The sequence below is a fragment of the Metabacillus hrfriensis genome (genome assembly GCF_030127205.1).
GTDB classification, from domain to species: domain Bacteria; phylum Bacillota; class Bacilli; order Bacillales; family Bacillaceae; genus Bacillus_P; species Bacillus_P dongyingensis.
The window spans coordinates 4,491,703-4,506,429 of the sequence record NZ_CP126116.1 but is presented as its reverse complement, the minus strand read 5'-3'; the positions used below and the strand labels follow the sequence as shown (position 1 = coordinate 4,506,429).

At 41.1% G+C, this 14,727-nt stretch carries 13 protein-coding genes and 1 riboswitch; of the genes, 8 read left to right on the top strand and 5 right to left on the bottom strand.

Annotated elements, in window-relative coordinates:
• The first annotated feature begins 116 nt into the window (after window positions 1-116).
• Complete coding sequence (locus QLQ22_RS22350) at window positions 117-1,448, top strand: FAD-dependent oxidoreductase (RefSeq protein WP_284015588.1); 1,332 nt, start codon at window positions 117-119, stop codon at window positions 1,446-1,448.
• Between the two features lie 219 nt (window positions 1,449-1,667).
• Here the strand turns inward: QLQ22_RS22350 and thiC are convergent, their stop codons facing one another.
• Window positions 1,668-3,377, bottom strand: a complete 1,710-nt coding sequence (gene thiC, locus QLQ22_RS22345) for a phosphomethylpyrimidine synthase ThiC (RefSeq protein WP_223438138.1) — start codon at window positions 3,375-3,377, stop codon at window positions 1,668-1,670.
• A gap of 122 nt (window positions 3,378-3,499) precedes the next feature.
• Window positions 3,500-3,609: riboswitch (TPP riboswitch) on the bottom strand.
• Between the two features lie 133 nt (window positions 3,610-3,742).
• On the opposite strand from thiC, the gene QLQ22_RS22340 reads away from it, so the two are divergent.
• The 3 genes from QLQ22_RS22340 to QLQ22_RS22330 all read left to right on the top strand — a co-directional run bounded on the left by QLQ22_RS22340 (window position 3,743) and on the right by QLQ22_RS22330 (window position 6,826).
• Window positions 3,743-3,871, top strand: a complete 129-nt coding sequence (locus QLQ22_RS22340) for a Ger(x)C family spore germination C-terminal domain-containing protein (protein WP_223443699.1) — start codon at window positions 3,743-3,745, stop codon at window positions 3,869-3,871.
• Between the two features lie 193 nt (window positions 3,872-4,064).
• Entirely contained in the window at window positions 4,065-5,909 is a 1,845-nt protein-coding gene (locus QLQ22_RS22335) for a PAS domain S-box protein (RefSeq protein WP_223438137.1), read from the top strand.
• Window positions 5,910-5,923: 14 nt separating this feature from the next.
• The gene (locus QLQ22_RS22330; protein ID WP_284015587.1) at window positions 5,924-6,826 is read left to right on the top strand and encodes a hypothetical protein; all 903 of its coding nucleotides are present in this window, start codon (window positions 5,924-5,926) and stop codon (window positions 6,824-6,826) included.
• A 107-nt stretch (window positions 6,827-6,933) separates the two neighbouring features.
• Here the strand turns inward: QLQ22_RS22330 and QLQ22_RS22325 are convergent, their stop codons facing one another.
• A complete protein-coding gene (locus QLQ22_RS22325) occupies window positions 6,934-7,218 on the bottom strand; it encodes a hypothetical protein (RefSeq protein WP_252207424.1) in 285 nt (94 codons plus the stop codon).
• A 19-nt stretch (window positions 7,219-7,237) separates the two neighbouring features.
• Window positions 7,238-7,447 (bottom strand): HAD hydrolase-like protein, encoded by a 210-nt coding sequence (locus QLQ22_RS25215; protein WP_275976769.1) that lies wholly within the window; start codon window positions 7,445-7,447, stop codon window positions 7,238-7,240.
• A gap of 313 nt (window positions 7,448-7,760) precedes the next feature.
• On the opposite strand from QLQ22_RS25215, the gene fumC reads away from it, so the two are divergent.
• Window positions 7,761-9,146: a class II fumarate hydratase gene (gene fumC / locus QLQ22_RS22320; protein ID WP_223438134.1), complete on the top strand. Its 1,386-nt coding sequence runs from the start codon at window positions 7,761-7,763 to the stop codon at window positions 9,144-9,146.
• Window positions 9,147-9,382: 236 nt separating this feature from the next.
• Window positions 9,383-9,877 carry a GNAT family N-acetyltransferase gene (locus QLQ22_RS22315; RefSeq protein ID WP_284015586.1) on the top strand — a complete coding sequence of 165 codons (495 nt, stop codon included), beginning with the start codon at window positions 9,383-9,385 and terminating at the stop codon, window positions 9,875-9,877.
• Window positions 9,878-10,008: 131 nt separating this feature from the next.
• Here the strand turns inward: QLQ22_RS22315 and QLQ22_RS22310 are convergent, their stop codons facing one another.
• The gene (locus QLQ22_RS22310) at window positions 10,009-10,317 is read right to left on the bottom strand and encodes a TIGR04104 family putative zinc finger protein (protein WP_284015585.1); all 309 of its coding nucleotides are present in this window, start codon (window positions 10,315-10,317) and stop codon (window positions 10,009-10,011) included.
• Window positions 10,318-10,426: 109 nt separating this feature from the next.
• Window positions 10,427-11,248, bottom strand: a complete 822-nt coding sequence (locus QLQ22_RS22305; RefSeq protein ID WP_284015584.1) for an SDR family oxidoreductase — start codon at window positions 11,246-11,248, stop codon at window positions 10,427-10,429.
• Window positions 11,249-11,440: 192 nt separating this feature from the next.
• Between QLQ22_RS22305 and QLQ22_RS22300 the strand changes: the two genes are divergently transcribed.
• Together QLQ22_RS22300 and QLQ22_RS22295 are read left to right on the top strand one after the other, a co-directional pair.
• Window positions 11,441-13,117, top strand: coding sequence for a class I adenylate-forming enzyme family protein (locus QLQ22_RS22300; protein WP_284015583.1), 1,677 nt, complete (start codon window positions 11,441-11,443; stop codon window positions 13,115-13,117).
• On the top strand, window positions 13,114-14,673 hold the full coding sequence (locus tag QLQ22_RS22295) for an acyl-CoA carboxylase subunit beta (RefSeq protein ID WP_223438129.1): 1,560 nt from the start codon (window positions 13,114-13,116) through the stop codon (window positions 14,671-14,673). The genes QLQ22_RS22300 and QLQ22_RS22295 overlap by 4 nt, the downstream gene beginning before the upstream one ends.
• Window positions 14,674-14,727: the final 54 nt, after the last annotated feature.

The window sequence follows — 14,727 nt, the reverse complement described above, 5'->3', positions numbered from 1 at the left end:
TTTCTTGCGTTTTTAAAAATAAGGGAATATAATATGAATTAAGCAATGTATGTGAATTACTTCACAATATAATGTGAAAACATTCACAAACAATTTTAAAGGGAGGAACTGCACTTATGAAAATCGCAGTGATTGGATGTACACATGCTGGAACAGCAGCAGTTTCAAATATGACGAAGCTTTATCCGGATGCAGCAATTACCGTTTATGAAAAAAATGATAATGTCTCTTTCTTATCTTGCGGCATCGCATTATATGTAGGAGGAGTTGTTCAGGACGCACAGGGCTTATTTTACTCTTCACCTCAAGAACTTGAGAACATGGGAGTTGCGATGAAAATGAAGCATGCCGTAACTTCTATTGATTCAGAAGCGAAAACACTCACAGCTGAAAACCTTGAAACAGGGGAAACGTTCGAAGATACGTATGATAAATTAGTGATGACAACAGGTTCATGGCCGATCGTGCCTCCGCTTGAGGGAATTCAATTAAATAATATCGTGCTTTCTAAAAACTTTAACCACGCTAATAATATTATCGAAAAAGCGAAGGAGGCCCAGAAAATCACAGTAGTCGGGGCAGGCTATATTGGGATTGAGCTTGTAGAAGCGTTTGAATCATACGGAAAAGATGTTACTTTAATAGACAGTTCAGACCGCATTTTAAGTAAATATCTAGATCCGGAATATACAGAAGTCATTGAAGATGAATTTGAAAATCGCGGCATTACTCTTGCTCTGGGTGAAACAGTCAGCAAATTCGAAGGCGAAAACGGCAATGTTTCAAAAGTAGTGACAACCAAAGGCGCGTACGAGACAGATCTAGTTGTTCTTTGCATAGGATTTAAGCCGAATACAGGTTTGCTTCAAGGGCAAGTTGATATGCTTGATAATGGCGCTATAATCGTAAATGAGTATATGCAAACAAGCAATGAAGATATTTTTGCAGCAGGCGACAGCTGCGCGATTCTCTATAATCCAACCGGGAAGCATGCTTATATTCCATTAGCTACTAATGCCGTCCGGATGGGAACATTAGTCGCTAAAAACTTAGTGAACAAAACGATTAAATATATGGGTACTCAAGGTACATCAGGCATTAAAATTTATGAAAATAACATCGCTTCAACAGGCATGACAGAAACAGCTGCTTCTTTTATGGATATGAATGTGAAAAGTATCACAATCTTAGAAAACGATCGCCCTGAGTTTATGCCATCCTATGAACCTGTCACTTTAAAGGTCGTTTATGAAGAAGAGACAAGAAGAATTGTCGGTGCACAAGTGATGTCAAAAGCGGATTTGACTCAATCAATTAATACTCTATCAGTCTGCATCCAAAATCGCATGACGATTGATGAGCTTGGCTTTGTCGACTTCTTCTTCCAGCCTCATTACAACAAGCCTTGGAACTTCTTGAACCAGGCTGGTTTGCAGGCGATACAGTAATAGATGAAAACAGCGGAATGCATGCATTCCGCTGTTTTTTTATGGTTTAGGAGATTTTTGTAAAAAAGAAAGTATTTCATTCAAATAAGAAAGTATTTTCCTGTTTTTCGCCAGTATTACGGACATTTCGGACAGTAAATGGACCGGTTTGGAAAGTAATACAAGGTTCGCCCCTAAAATGATTCAATGAACCGGCAGAACGTTCACAGCCTAAATGGTCTACTGATAGATAGCTGAACCGTTTTCAACAAATTCTTTTGACTTTTGCTTCAGTCCTTCTTCAATTTCCTGTTCTTTAACAGTATTTCTTAAATCGTGGGAAATTCTCATCGAGCAGAATTTTGGCCCGCACATCGAGCAGAAATGAGCGGTTTTAGCTCCTTCGGCAGGTAACGTTTCATCATGATATTCCTTTGCACGGTCAGGATCAAGGGAAAGATTAAATTGATCTTCCCAGCGGAATTCAAATCTCGCTTTAGACAGGGCATCGTCTCTATACTGTGCATTAGGATGTCCTTTGGCTAGGTCAGCGGCGTGTGCAGCAATTTTATAGGCAATGACTCCTTCGCGAACATCATCTTTATTAGGCAATCCCAAATGCTCTTTCGGCGTTACATAGCAAAGCATCGCGGTACCGAACCAGCCAATCATCGCTGCACCTATAGCTGAAGTGATATGATCATAGCCTGGTGCGATATCTGTCGTTAATGGTCCAAGTGTATAAAAAGGTGCCTCATGGCAAATTTCCTGCTGCTTTTCTACATTTTCGCGAATCATGTGCATTGGAACATGGCCAGGACCTTCAATCATCACCTGTACGTCATGCTTCCATGCGATTTTCGTGAGCTCACCCAGGGTTTCAAGTTCTGCAAATTGTGCTTCATCATTTGCATCTGCAATCGATCCGGGACGCAGGCCATCGCCTAATGAAATGGAAATATCATAACGTTTTAAAATCTCGCAAATCTCCTCAAAATGGGTATAGAGAAAGTTTTCTTCGTGGTGGGCTAAGCACCATCCTGCAAGAATGGATCCTCCTCTTGATACAATCCCGGTTGTTCTTTTAATTGTAAGAGGGATATACCTCAGCAAAACACCTGCATGGATTGTAAAGTAATCGACCCCTTGTTCCGCCTGTTCAATTAAGGTATCTCTGTACACTTCCCAGGTTAAATCCTCAGCAATGCCTTTTACTTTTTCAAGCGCCTGGTAGATGGGCACTGTTCCAACCGGTACTGGTGAATTTCTGATAATCCACTCCCGGGTGGTGTGAATATCTTTGCCTGTCGATAAATCCATGATGTTGTCAGCACCCCATTTGATTGCCCATGTCATTTTTTCAACTTCTTCTTCAATGGATGAGGTTACTGCAGAGTTGCCTATATTTGCATTAATTTTGACATGAAAATGTTTGCCTATGATCATAGGTTCACTTTCTCTATGATTGATGTTTGCAGGTATAATGGCTCTGCCGCTTGCAACTTCACTTCTAATGAACTCAGGGTCCATGTTTTCACGAATGGCTATAAACTCCATCTCAGGTGTAATGATTCCTTTTCTGGCGTAATGAAGCTGAGTGACATTGGCATTCTTTTTTGCCCGCAGTACTTTTCTATCGCCAGTAAAGACGTTTTCATTTGAAGTCATATCCCCTTGTCGGCCGTTATCCTCAGGCTTGACTCTGCGACCTGAATATTCTTCCACATCATCCCGTTCAAAAATCCAGCTTCTTCTGACTTCAGGTAACCCCTTTTTAATATCAATGGCAGCGGCTTGATCCGTATAAGGACCACTCGTATCATAAACAAGCACTGGTTCATTATCCTGTGCAAGCTCAATTTTCCGAAATGGAACACGAATGTCCTCTCTTGATCCTGTTTTATACATCTTTTTGCTGCCATCAAACTGTTTAGTGAATGCGAAATCCAATCTTAACTCCTCCTTATATCGTTTAATAGAGTTTTGATCTGCACCCGCGAAAGAAATAGAAAAAGGGTTCTGTTAATGAACAGAACCCTTGGAACAGTATGTGTAAAAAGCCAAAAAAAACGGCCTACGCCACACCGCTTCCCTACGCTGGCATCATCCAGATCAGGTTCAAAGGGTCAAAGAATTGCGTTCTTCTCTCAGTCCAGCATCATGGACTCCCCCAGCAGAATGAAAAAATATTCATTTGTTAGCAATATAGCAGGTAAATCGGCAATCTTGCAAGTGATAATTTTCACAATTATAAATTTTGAGTATGCTTGAGAAACAATCATGTGGTTCATTGTACCTGATTTCAGTCCGTTGGTATTGGGAGAGAGCTCATTGCCTATCATCCCGCTATCTGGAAAAAGGTAAAATGGGAGGAGGATTATCCAAACATCCTGATTGAACCTAAAGTAAGTGTGGAAATAGTCCACCATGGGATTATTAATTAATGGCTAATACGAAGCTTCATTAAAAGTGAGTGAAAATCAACAATGCCGTGGAAGAGTCAAAATTCATTAGAAACACATCCCGTATTGATCATAAAATACGGGCTTTTTATTTATTCGCTACTAGGGCAGTACCTTATTAATTGAATTTTTGATATATTAAGGATATGTATGTATTTGGAGGAGATGGACCGCGATGAAGAAGCAAGAACAGGCTCATGAAGAGAAATTTCTTTCTCAGGAAAGACTCGATGGCTTAATGGAAGTCTATCTTAATCAGCTTGAGAACTCTCCAACCGCATTTTTAATTCACGAAAACCGAAAGTGGACATATATAAATCCTTCTGCCATGAATCTGTTAGAGTTAAAGTGCAAGGAGGATCTCATTGGAAAATCCATCTGGAATTCAATTGATCCTCAGCATAGAGAGATAATTGAGCAGCGGATCACCGATACAAAAAATGGTTTCACACCGTCTTCAATGGAACAGATCTGGTATACCAGACGAGGATTGCCCTTAACCATGGAAGTAACATCACTGCCAAACATATGGGGGGACAGGCAATCCACCCAGGTGATTATAAGAGATGTCACAATTAAGAAAAAACTTGAACAAGAACACGAGGAAACGATAAAAAAGTTCCGTCTGATTACTGAAAATATGCGTGATATCGTTGGGCTTCTAGATGCAAACGGACTTTTCACCTATGTATCTCCGTCTTATAAAGAAGTACTTGGGTATGATATATCAGAAGCAGTCGGATACACTCCTTTTCAATTCGTTCATCCGGAGGACAGGGAGCTGATTGCCGGCCAATTTTATAAAATGCTCAAGGAAAATAGACAGATGACGGTTGAGTATCGATATTTATGCAAGGATCATACTTATATATGGCTTGAGTCGCATGGAATTCCCGTCACTGAAAATGAATCCTTAAAGCATGCGATCGTCATTTCAAGAAACATTACACAGCGGAAGCAAACAGAAGAAAAATTGAGAAAAAGCGAAAGCAAGTACCGGATCATTTTAGAACACAGCAACGACTTAATATGTGTAGTCGATCTTAAAGGAAATTATATATACGCATCGCCCTCTTATAAAAAAGTCCTGGGATATGAGCCTGAGCGTATGATCGGGCAAAATGTCTTTAAATATATACTTGTTGATGATCATGCTAAAGCAGAAGGGATTATACACACCCTTTTAACCACAAAAGGACCTGTCACCATCCCTTATCACAAGATCAGTCATACAGGACAGGCTGTCTTGTTTGAGGGAAAAGGAATGGCTGTTTTCAATCAGCATGGGGACCCAGAAAGCATTGTGTTCATATCAAGGGATATTACTGAAAAAAGAAAAGTCGAAGAATATATCCGCAACTATGAGAAGCTTACCGTACTAGGGGAGCTTGCAGCTGGTGTTGCCCATGAAATCAGGAATCCGCTTACATCCATTAAGGGATTCTTTAAGCTGCTGACTGAAAAAGACAGGGACCAGAATGAGATAAAATATCAGAATGTCATCATGGATGAATTAAGCCGAATTGAGCAGATCGTCAATGAATTTATGGCACTGGCAAGGCCCCAGGCTATTCATCTGAAAGAATGCACTAATGTTGTAGAACTTCTTAAAGACACGATGATTTTATTAAATCCAGAGGCTTCCCTCAGAAATGTGGCTATCGATCTTAAATTTGATTCAGATGCCGCAAAAATAGAATGTGAAAAAAATCAAATGAAACAAGTATTCATCAATGTTATGAAAAATGCCATAGAAGCTATGCCGGACGGAGGCAGCCTTAAAATAAGAGGAGAAAACAAGGATGATTTATTTTATCAGCTGACGTTTGAGGATAATGGGACAGGTATTGATGAAAAGCGTCTGGAAAAACTCGGAACGCCTTTTTTTACAACAAAAGAAAAAGGCATTGGACTGGGTCTTACAATCAGCAACAAAATCATTACCGAGCATAATGGGGAATTCAAAATGGAAAGCGAACTTGGCAAAGGCACAAAGGTAATCATCAGACTGAAAAAGTAGGGGGGCTTAAGGTTATGAAGCAGTTTACAAAGGGGCAATTTCTTAAAGCGCGGAAATTTATGCTTGAAAAAGCGCGAAAGGTTGACCGCGCTTTATATCTTTTTGAATTTGAGAATGGCTCTAAAGAAGATGTGCTAATGGAGCTTAAAACATATCAGAATCAAGATGGCGGCTTCGGGAATGGACTTGAGCCGGATTTCAGATGTTCAGATTCATCAGCACTTGCCTCAACGGTCGGCATGCAGTATTTATCCAGAGTGAACGCGGATGAAGAAGACGAAATTCTTAACAACACTATTGCTTATTTCATTCAGAGCTATCAACCAGAACTTCATGGTTGGGAAAAAGTGCCCCCTGAGGTAGAATCTGCACCGAGGGCACCCTGGTGGAATTACCAAAAGGCTGGGGCAGATTGGGGAAATCCAAATGCTGAAGTACTGGGTTATTTTTATGAATATAAAAAATTGATACCAGAAAGCATGCTTTCTGAATTGACTGATCATGCAATCAGCCATCTTCAGGGCCTTCAGGAATATGAATTTCATGAATTGCTTTGCTATCTTAGACTTGCTGAAAAAGCGCCGCACGTATCCCGCCGTGAAATGACCGTTCATCTGGATGAATTTGTTAGCAAATGCATCATCAGAAATCCAGAAGACTGGATAGGATACGGACTCCAGCCGACGGGTGTGATTCAGTCACCAAGCTCCAGGTATTATCCATTATTCGCTGAAAGCGTGGAACAGAATCTTGATTTCATCATTGAACAGCAAACCGATGACGGCAGCTTTGCACCAGCCTGGTCTTGGGGGCAATATGAAGATATTTGGCTTCTTGCTAAAGAAGAATGGAAGGGCTGGATTACGCTTGAAAAGCTGAGACTCTTGCGGGAGTTTAACCGGATAGAAGAACTATAAAAAAACCTCAGCGTTTCCGCTGAAGTTTTTTTATTTCTTAAATAATCCTGCAAATTCTAGATCCGGTTTTCACTGTTGTGAGGACTTGTATGTTTCCCGGCAGCCTCTCATGCATGATTTTTAACTCTGCGGGAATAAAAACTGATAACGAAAACAATCATGGCAAGGGCAGCACCTGCCGTGACGAGCATGCCGTCAGGACTATGATGGCTGCCTGTGAGCTTCCACAATTTATAGGGAATAACGGAAATGGCAATAAGGATTAAAAACCCTAAATATAGTTTAAGAATGTTTTCGTTCTTGTCCTTACTTGAACCCTTCAATTTTGCAAGCGTATCTAAAACAAAAATTAAGAGCAGCAATGCCGCTGTCAGTACGAAGAAATCTCCCATTCTATCACCTCATTAATAGTTAAACAAACGTTTGATTAAGCTGTGAATTTCCTTGGTGCATAAGGGTTTTCTTTAGTTCGTCCACTGATGGCGCCAGAAAATCCGGTGCAGCAGAACCCAGTTCTTTTTTCGAACCATATCCGTATAAAACCCCAATTGAAGCAATGTTATTTTCTCTTGCTGCGATGATATCCTGCTCACGGTCAAATCTCTGATTTCGGGTTAACAGGATAATGCTTCAGAACTTCTGCGATGATGTCTGACTAGGCGATAAGTGTGCCATCAAGGCTGCTGCCGGCTATTTGATCAAAATAGAAATCCATTTTGAAATGCTTCAGAATTTTTTCTGCAAAAATGGCTGGTTTTGAAGCAGCAAATCTTTTCACGGTGCAAGTCTTAAAGGAGACTGCTGATTCCGGGGTATCCACCGCCGTTTTTCTATATTTTATCAAAAAAGCAGCGGAAGAATAGGTGTGTTAAAAAGGTTTATATGAACTTTTCTTGAATAAAAGGGTAAGGATAAAAATGCGGAGGTGGAGAAAGTGGAATTTCGAATCGAAAGAGATACGATGGGTGAGATTAAAGTTCCTGCAGATAAGTTTTGGGGGGCTCAGACACAGCGAAGCAAAGAAAACTTTAAAATCGGTATGGAAAGAATGCCTCAGGAGCTGATTGACGCATTCGCTATTCTAAAAAGAAGCGCAGCTAAAGTGAATGGAAGATTAGGAAAGCTAAGCGCTGAAAAAGAGAGAGCGATTGTGAAAGTATGCGATGATATCCTAAGCCGAAAGCTTGATGAACACTTTCCTCTGGTTGTATGGCAGACAGGAAGCGGAACGCAAAGCAACATGAATGTAAATGAAGTGATTGCAAACAGGGGAAACGCGCTGTTAAATGAGTCTGATCAAGTCATTCATCCCAATGATGATGTCAACATGGGACAAAGCTCGAACGATACGTTTCCGACAGCTATGCATGTTTCAGGAGTGCTCTCTGTTTTTGATTCATTGGTTCCGGCAATTGATAAGCTCTATTTAACACTTGTAAACAAATCCAAAGAAAATGAAGATATCGTCAAGATCGGCAGAACACATCTTCAGGATGCTACCCCGCTCACATTGGGCCAGGAAATAAGCGGCTGGGTTCATATGCTGCAAAAATCGAAAGATATGATTCTGTTATCTGTAGAAAAAATGAGGGATCTTGCAATAGGAGGTACAGCGGTAGGCACGGGGATCAATGCCCATCCTGATTTTGGGAGACTTGTAGCTGAAGAGATCAGTCTATATACAGCAACAAAATTCCGCACATCAGAAAACAAGTTTCACGCCCTGACCAGTCATGATGAGATTGTCTTTGTTCATGGGGCCTTAAAAGGACTTGCAGCAGATTTAATGAAGATTGCAAATGATGTAAGATGGCTTGCAAGCGGTCCTAGGTGCGGGATCGGCGAAATTACCATACCTGAAAATGAACCGGGAAGCTCCATTATGCCCGGAAAAGTGAACCCAACCCAAAGTGAAGCCATTACGATGGTGGCAGCACAAGTGATGGGGAACGATGCAACGATCGGATTTGCAGCAAGTCAGGGAAATTTTGAACTGAATGTGTTCAAGCCGGTTATTATGTATAATTTCCTGCAATCGGTCAGACTGCTTGCTGACTCGATTCACTCCTTTAATGACCATTGTGCGATTGGCATCAAGCCGAATTTGGATGTAATAGATAAATATTTAAATGAATCTTTGATGCTTGTAACAGCTTTGAATCCTCATATTGGTTATGCAAATGCAGCAAAAATAGCGAAAGAGGCCCATAAAGATGGAAGCACTCTGAAAGAAGCTGCATTAAAGCTTCAATTGCTGACCGAACAGGAATTTGATAAGTATGTGAATCCGCTCGATATGATTGGACCGCGGGGGAAATAGGCTAAATGACGGTGTCACTATTTATCTTGAAGTTTTATAACAAAAAAGAGGATTGTCTGAAAAACAATTTTATTAAATGATAATCAATAAAATGGCGCTTCTTAACTGGAGAGGCGTCTATCTATATTGGACCATTTGACGGAAGCCACCATAAATAGGTCTTTTGAGAAAAAGAACTTTATCAGAAGGTTCACCAAAGTTTTATCAAGAATTTGTATTGAGGGGAGAGCAGCTTTTTGGAAATAATTGAAATACAACAGCGGATAGACTTATTTGACAAGGCAGTTGCTGTTTTTTGGGAAGAGTGGGGAAACGAACACAATTATAAGTTTTATCAAGATTGTATGATTCATTCATGCAAAACTGAAGATGAAATACCAAGGTTCTATATAGCGATAATAGATGATTGTATAGTGGGGACGTTTGCATTAATTAGAAATGATCTTAACAGCCGTCAGGACATATATCCTTGGCTTGCTTGTTTATATGTACTTCCAGAGCATAGAGGAAAAGAAATTGGTTCCCGACTGCTTAAGCATGCCATAGAAGAAACAAGCAGGAAAGGATTTGAAAATCTTTATTTAAGCACGGATTTGGAAGGGTATTATGAAAAGTATGGCTGGACGCACAAAGGAGAAGTATTTGGTGTAAGCGGCGGCTCGTTAAAGATATATATAAAATCAACAAAGGCAGATATTTTTGCAGCAAACGGCGGGGAATGCAGCACATAGTGATTGTTCTATTAAACTATGAATCGTGCAGGAACAAAATGAGAATGGAAATAACACAGTAACCAGCAAGATTTAACGGCAGAAAAGTCCTGCTATTCACTATGTGAATTGTATGATTCAGACCCCATTATTTACCATAATGGCTTATCTTCTTCTATGTATTCATAGTAGTAAGGCGACAGCAGGACGGATAGCATTCCTGCAAGAATAATGGCTGTTATTCTTACTGCAGCATCAGCACCCGCCATGGAACTGATAAAACTCGCAGCAACGATTGGGATTGCAATTAAGAGTGTTCCCTTTGTTCTTGATTTAGGGGTTGGATACAAGCTTGTTCCGCATTTAGGGCATGTTAGAATTCTAGTAAATTTCAGCGTGGTTAGAAGCGTTTCTTTCCAGGTGAATTTATAATGGCAAGACGTGCATGTCGGCAGTTTCAAGGCGTGACCTCCTGGCTGTTTAGTGTCAATTTCCTATATTGTAGCATTGATGGGAATTACAGAGAATACAAGCGGAAAAAAAGTACTCCTAAAAGCTGGAGTACCCGTGTTATTCCGTTTCTTTCTTCCATTTTTCTTCAATCAGCATTTTTCCCGGCCAGGTGTAGGCCATAATTCCGCCATCTGCCGTAATATCTTCTCCCGTCACATAAGAGCTGTCTTCGGATGCCAGGAAGAGAGCTACAGTCGCTATTTCTTTTGGACTTCCTAATCTGCCCAGTGGCGTCATCCACTTATTAGCATCTCTGAATTTCTGTCCCATTTCTTCTTCTTTGCTGCCTGCAAGGGCATCAATTAAGGGTGTTTCAATTGTGCCTGGAGATAAAGAGTTCACCCGAATTCCATTCCGGGCATAATCGATGGCCATAGCTCTTGTAAAGTTTGTGATGCCGCCTTTTGCGGCGTTATACCCTGATCGGTCAAGATCCGCTGCACGGCCGGACATTGAGGAGGTATTTATAATGGAACCGCCATTTTCAAGCATAAGCGGAATCAAATATTTGCTGCATAGAAATGTTCCGCGCAAATCCACAGCCATTATACGGTCAAACAGTTCAACAGGATATTCGTGCACTTTGCCGCCCTGCTGATCGACACCTGCATTGTTGAAGAGGATATCAATCTTACCGTAAACCTGTTTTATTTTTTCAGCAAAAGAGACCACACTCTCTTCATTGGCAACATCCAGATAATAAGCCTCCGCCTGTCCTCCATTTGAGCGAATGGCTTCAACCGTCTCTTGCAGCTGCTCTTCCTTGATATCTGCACAAACCACGGTTGCTCCCTCATTTGCGAAAACCTCCGCAGTCGCAGCGCCAATCCCGGTTGCAGCTCCAGTTATAACCGCCAGTTTATCCTTTAATCTTCCCATATGGAAAACCCTCCTTTTACTTATCTGCCCTTTATTTTCCCTGTATGTGAAGCTGTAAACATAAAGTGCAAGACGCCCTTTTTTAGAAAATTTAAACAACTTTGTTTATAGAGAGGAAGATTCATTGTATAATAATCTCACAACATACTAACCGGTCAGTTTATCTCTGTTCAATTATAAAGGAAAAGGGGAATGAAAATGACTCAGCTGTCTTATTGGCCATCCTATCTGCCGGAAACCCTGCAATACCGGCATGGAGAAAGACCGCTTCACGAGTATATTGATCAGCATTGTGATGAAAAACCTGATGCAATTGCCTATTCGTATTATGGAAGAGAAATTTCCTGGAAAGAGCTGAAGAAAAAAATCTGCCAGCTGGCCGGTTTTTTAAACCGAAATGATGTAAGAAAAGGGGATGCAGTGGGATTATTTATGCAGAATTGCCCTCAATACATCATTGCGCATTATGCCATACAAAAAATTGGAGGAATCGTTGTCCCCCTTAATCCAATGTACAAAGAATCTGAGCTGTCCTACTTTTTTAAAGAAGCAGGGATGAAAGGAATAATAGCCGGCTGCGAATTATATTCAAGGGTTCAGACAGCAGTTAGTGATCTGGATAATCCGATTCTTTCTATTACCGTTCATTACGGAGATTTTATTCCTGAAACGCCTGCTCTTAAGCTGCCTGAAGACTTATCTATTTCAAAACAAACCTTTGAATCCGCACATGATATGAATGATATTTTTAGAGAAGAGGATCCGCTGAATAAAAATGCGGAGATTGATACCTGGAATGATATTGGATTAATGATCTTTACTTCAGGTACAACCGGAAGACCAAAGGGTGCACTTCTAACTTATGGAAGCTCTCTTTATAAAACAGCTGCAACTGCAGAAACCAATGAAATGAGGGAAGATGACCGTTCACTGGCGATTGCTCCTTTATGTCATATTGCAGGAATGGTCATGGGTGTGAATATTCCTGTTTACTCAGGAAACACTTGTTATCTATTAACCAGATTTGATCCTGAAACTACTATTGATGTGATTGAAACATACAAAATAACTACTTGGTACAGTGTTGCACCGATGAATGCAGCGATTTTACATACACCGGGTGCGGACAAAAGAAATCTTACATCTCTCAGGCATAATCCCTCTACAAGCTTTGGAATGCCGGTAACAAAAGAACTGGCTGATAAATGGCATGAGCTTACGAAAGGATGCATCATGCATGAGGCATCTTATGGTCTGAGCGAAACCCATACATGTGATACGTTTATGCCTAAAGATAAGATAAAGTTCGGAAGCTGCGGGATCCCAGTCTATGAGAATAAAATCAAAATTATAGCTGGTGAGACAGGGTCTCCGGCTGCTCCAGGCGAAAGAGGAGAAATTGCTGTCAAGAATCCTGGGATTTTCAAAGGCTATCTAAACAGAGCAGATGCAACCTCTGAAACCTTGAGAGATGGATGGGTCTTTACAGGTGATATCGGAATGCTTGACGAAGAGGGGTATCTCTATTTCTTTGGCCGCATGAAGGAGCTTATTAAATGCTCAGGATACAGTGTTTTCCCTGAAGATGTTGAAGCTTTATTGAATGAGCATCCTGCAGTTATGCAAAGTGCTGTCATCGGGATCCCGGATTCTGTCCGGGGCGAAAGCGTTAAAGCCTTTATTGTGCTGAAACCAAATGAGAGAGAAAAAGTGACGGAAGAAGAAATCTTTAACTGGTCTAAAAAACATATGGCTGCCTACAAATACCCCAGAGAGATTGAATTTAGAGATGAACTGCCTTCTACAAGCTCAGGAAAAGTTTTGAGGAGGTTATTAAAAACACCTGAAAATGAGGGGGTAAAAAAATGAATGAAGTAAAGAATTCCGTTCATGACGCAGTTGAGGATCTGAAAAGGAGAAAAGAAAAAGCCAAGTTTGGCGGGGGGCAGGAGAAAATTGATTTGCTCCACAAAAATGGTTTTCAGACTGCAAGAGAAAGAATCCAATTGCTGGCTGATCCTGACAGTTTTTTGGAGCTTGGGATGCTGAATCACTCTGATTATCCAGGTGCAGAAGAAAGAAGCTATGGGGATGGGTTAATAACCGGACTAGCAAAAATTGATGGCCGGCCTGCAGTTATTATGGCTGGTGACAAAACGGTTTTTGCCGGCACAGAAGGATCTGTTCATATAAGGAAATCCAAAAAAGTACATGAATATGCTTTGAAACGGGGATTGCCGCTGTTTAATCTGAATGAGGGAGGAGGACTTAGGATGCCTGATGGGATGGGCTCCGATGGCATTAGCGACAAGCTGTTCCCTCAAGAAATGTTAACCCATTCAAGACAAGTGCCTTTAATGACGGCGATAGTGGGAGACAGTTTTGGAGGGCCGACATGGATGGCGGTATCCTCTGATTTTGTCACGATGCTAAAAGGAACATGTATGGCTATTGCAGGTCCGAGAATGCTTTCGATGGCAACAGGTCAAAAGGTTAATACGGAAGAGCTTGGAGGCTGGCAGGTTCATGCAGAAGAAACAGGACAGGCAGATTCCTTTGGCAGTACGGAAGAACAATGTATAGAGCAGCTGAAAACCTTCTTCAGCTATATGCCGTTAAATGCTGATGATGAGCCTCGTTACATTGAGACAAATGATGATCCGTACCGCAGTGCAGGAAACCTATTGAATATTTTGCCGGGACAGAAAAACAGAGTCTATGATATGAAGGAGATCATTCGGGAAATCGTAGACAATCAGCAGTTTTTTGAATATAAATCTACTTATGGAGAAGGCCTAATTACGGTATTTTCCAGAATGAATGGAAGAGTTGTCGGGATCGTTGCAAATCAGCCAAAGAAATTTGCCGGAGCTGCGGGACCAAAGGAGTGCGATAAGGCCACTGATTTTATATGTCTGTGTGACTCCTATCATATTCCGTTAATCTTCCTGCATGACACACCAGGATTTAGAATAAGTCAAGAAGCTGAGCGGGATAAAATGCCGACTAAAATCATGATCTGGAATCAGGCACTGGCTCAGTCAACTGTACCTAAAATCTCAGTTGTCATCAGAAAAAGCGTTGGCGCTGCTTACGGAAATATGTGCGGACCGACGATGGGGGCTGATTTTGTCTTTGCTTGGCCAACAGCTGAAATTAATTTCACTGGACCAGAGGTCGGCATCAATGTTGTATACGGCAGGCAGCTCCAGAATGAAATCAGTCAGGATGAAGCAAGGAAGAAATTGCTCGGGCAATGGGCCTTTGACAGCTCCCCGTACAAAGCAGCATCCAAGCATTATATTGATGATGTGATCGATCCAAGGGACACAAGGAAATATCTGTGTAAAGCGCTAGAATTTGCCGTTGTTAAAAATGGGACAAAAAGTGAACGCAGATTAGCGAATTGGCCGACAGGATATTAAAAGAAACACTGTACAAAAATGACAATTTTCTCAGAAGTTCCAATATAATTGGGG

Excerpts from the sequence above, each read along its gene's own strand:
- QLQ22_RS22330 (WP_284015587.1), top strand. The coding sequence starts at position 5,924 with ATGAAGCAGTTTACAAAGGGGCAATTTCTTAAAGCGCGGAAATTTATG.
- QLQ22_RS22335 (WP_223438137.1), top strand. The coding sequence starts at position 4,065 with ATGAAGAAGCAAGAACAGGCTCATGAAGAGAAATTTCTTTCTCAGGAA.
- QLQ22_RS22350 (WP_284015588.1), top strand. The coding sequence starts at position 117 with ATGAAAATCGCAGTGATTGGATGTACACATGCTGGAACAGCAGCAGTT.
- QLQ22_RS22295 (WP_223438129.1), top strand. The coding sequence starts at position 13,114 with ATGAATGAAGTAAAGAATTCCGTTCATGACGCAGTTGAGGATCTGAAA.
- QLQ22_RS22305 (WP_284015584.1), bottom strand. The coding sequence starts at position 11,248 with ATGGGAAGATTAAAGGATAAACTGGCGGTTATAACTGGAGCTGCAACC.
- QLQ22_RS22325 (WP_252207424.1), bottom strand. The coding sequence starts at position 7,218 with ATGGGAGATTTCTTCGTACTGACAGCGGCATTGCTGCTCTTAATTTTT.
- QLQ22_RS22300 (WP_284015583.1), top strand. The coding sequence starts at position 11,441 with ATGAAAATGACTCAGCTGTCTTATTGGCCATCCTATCTGCCGGAAACC.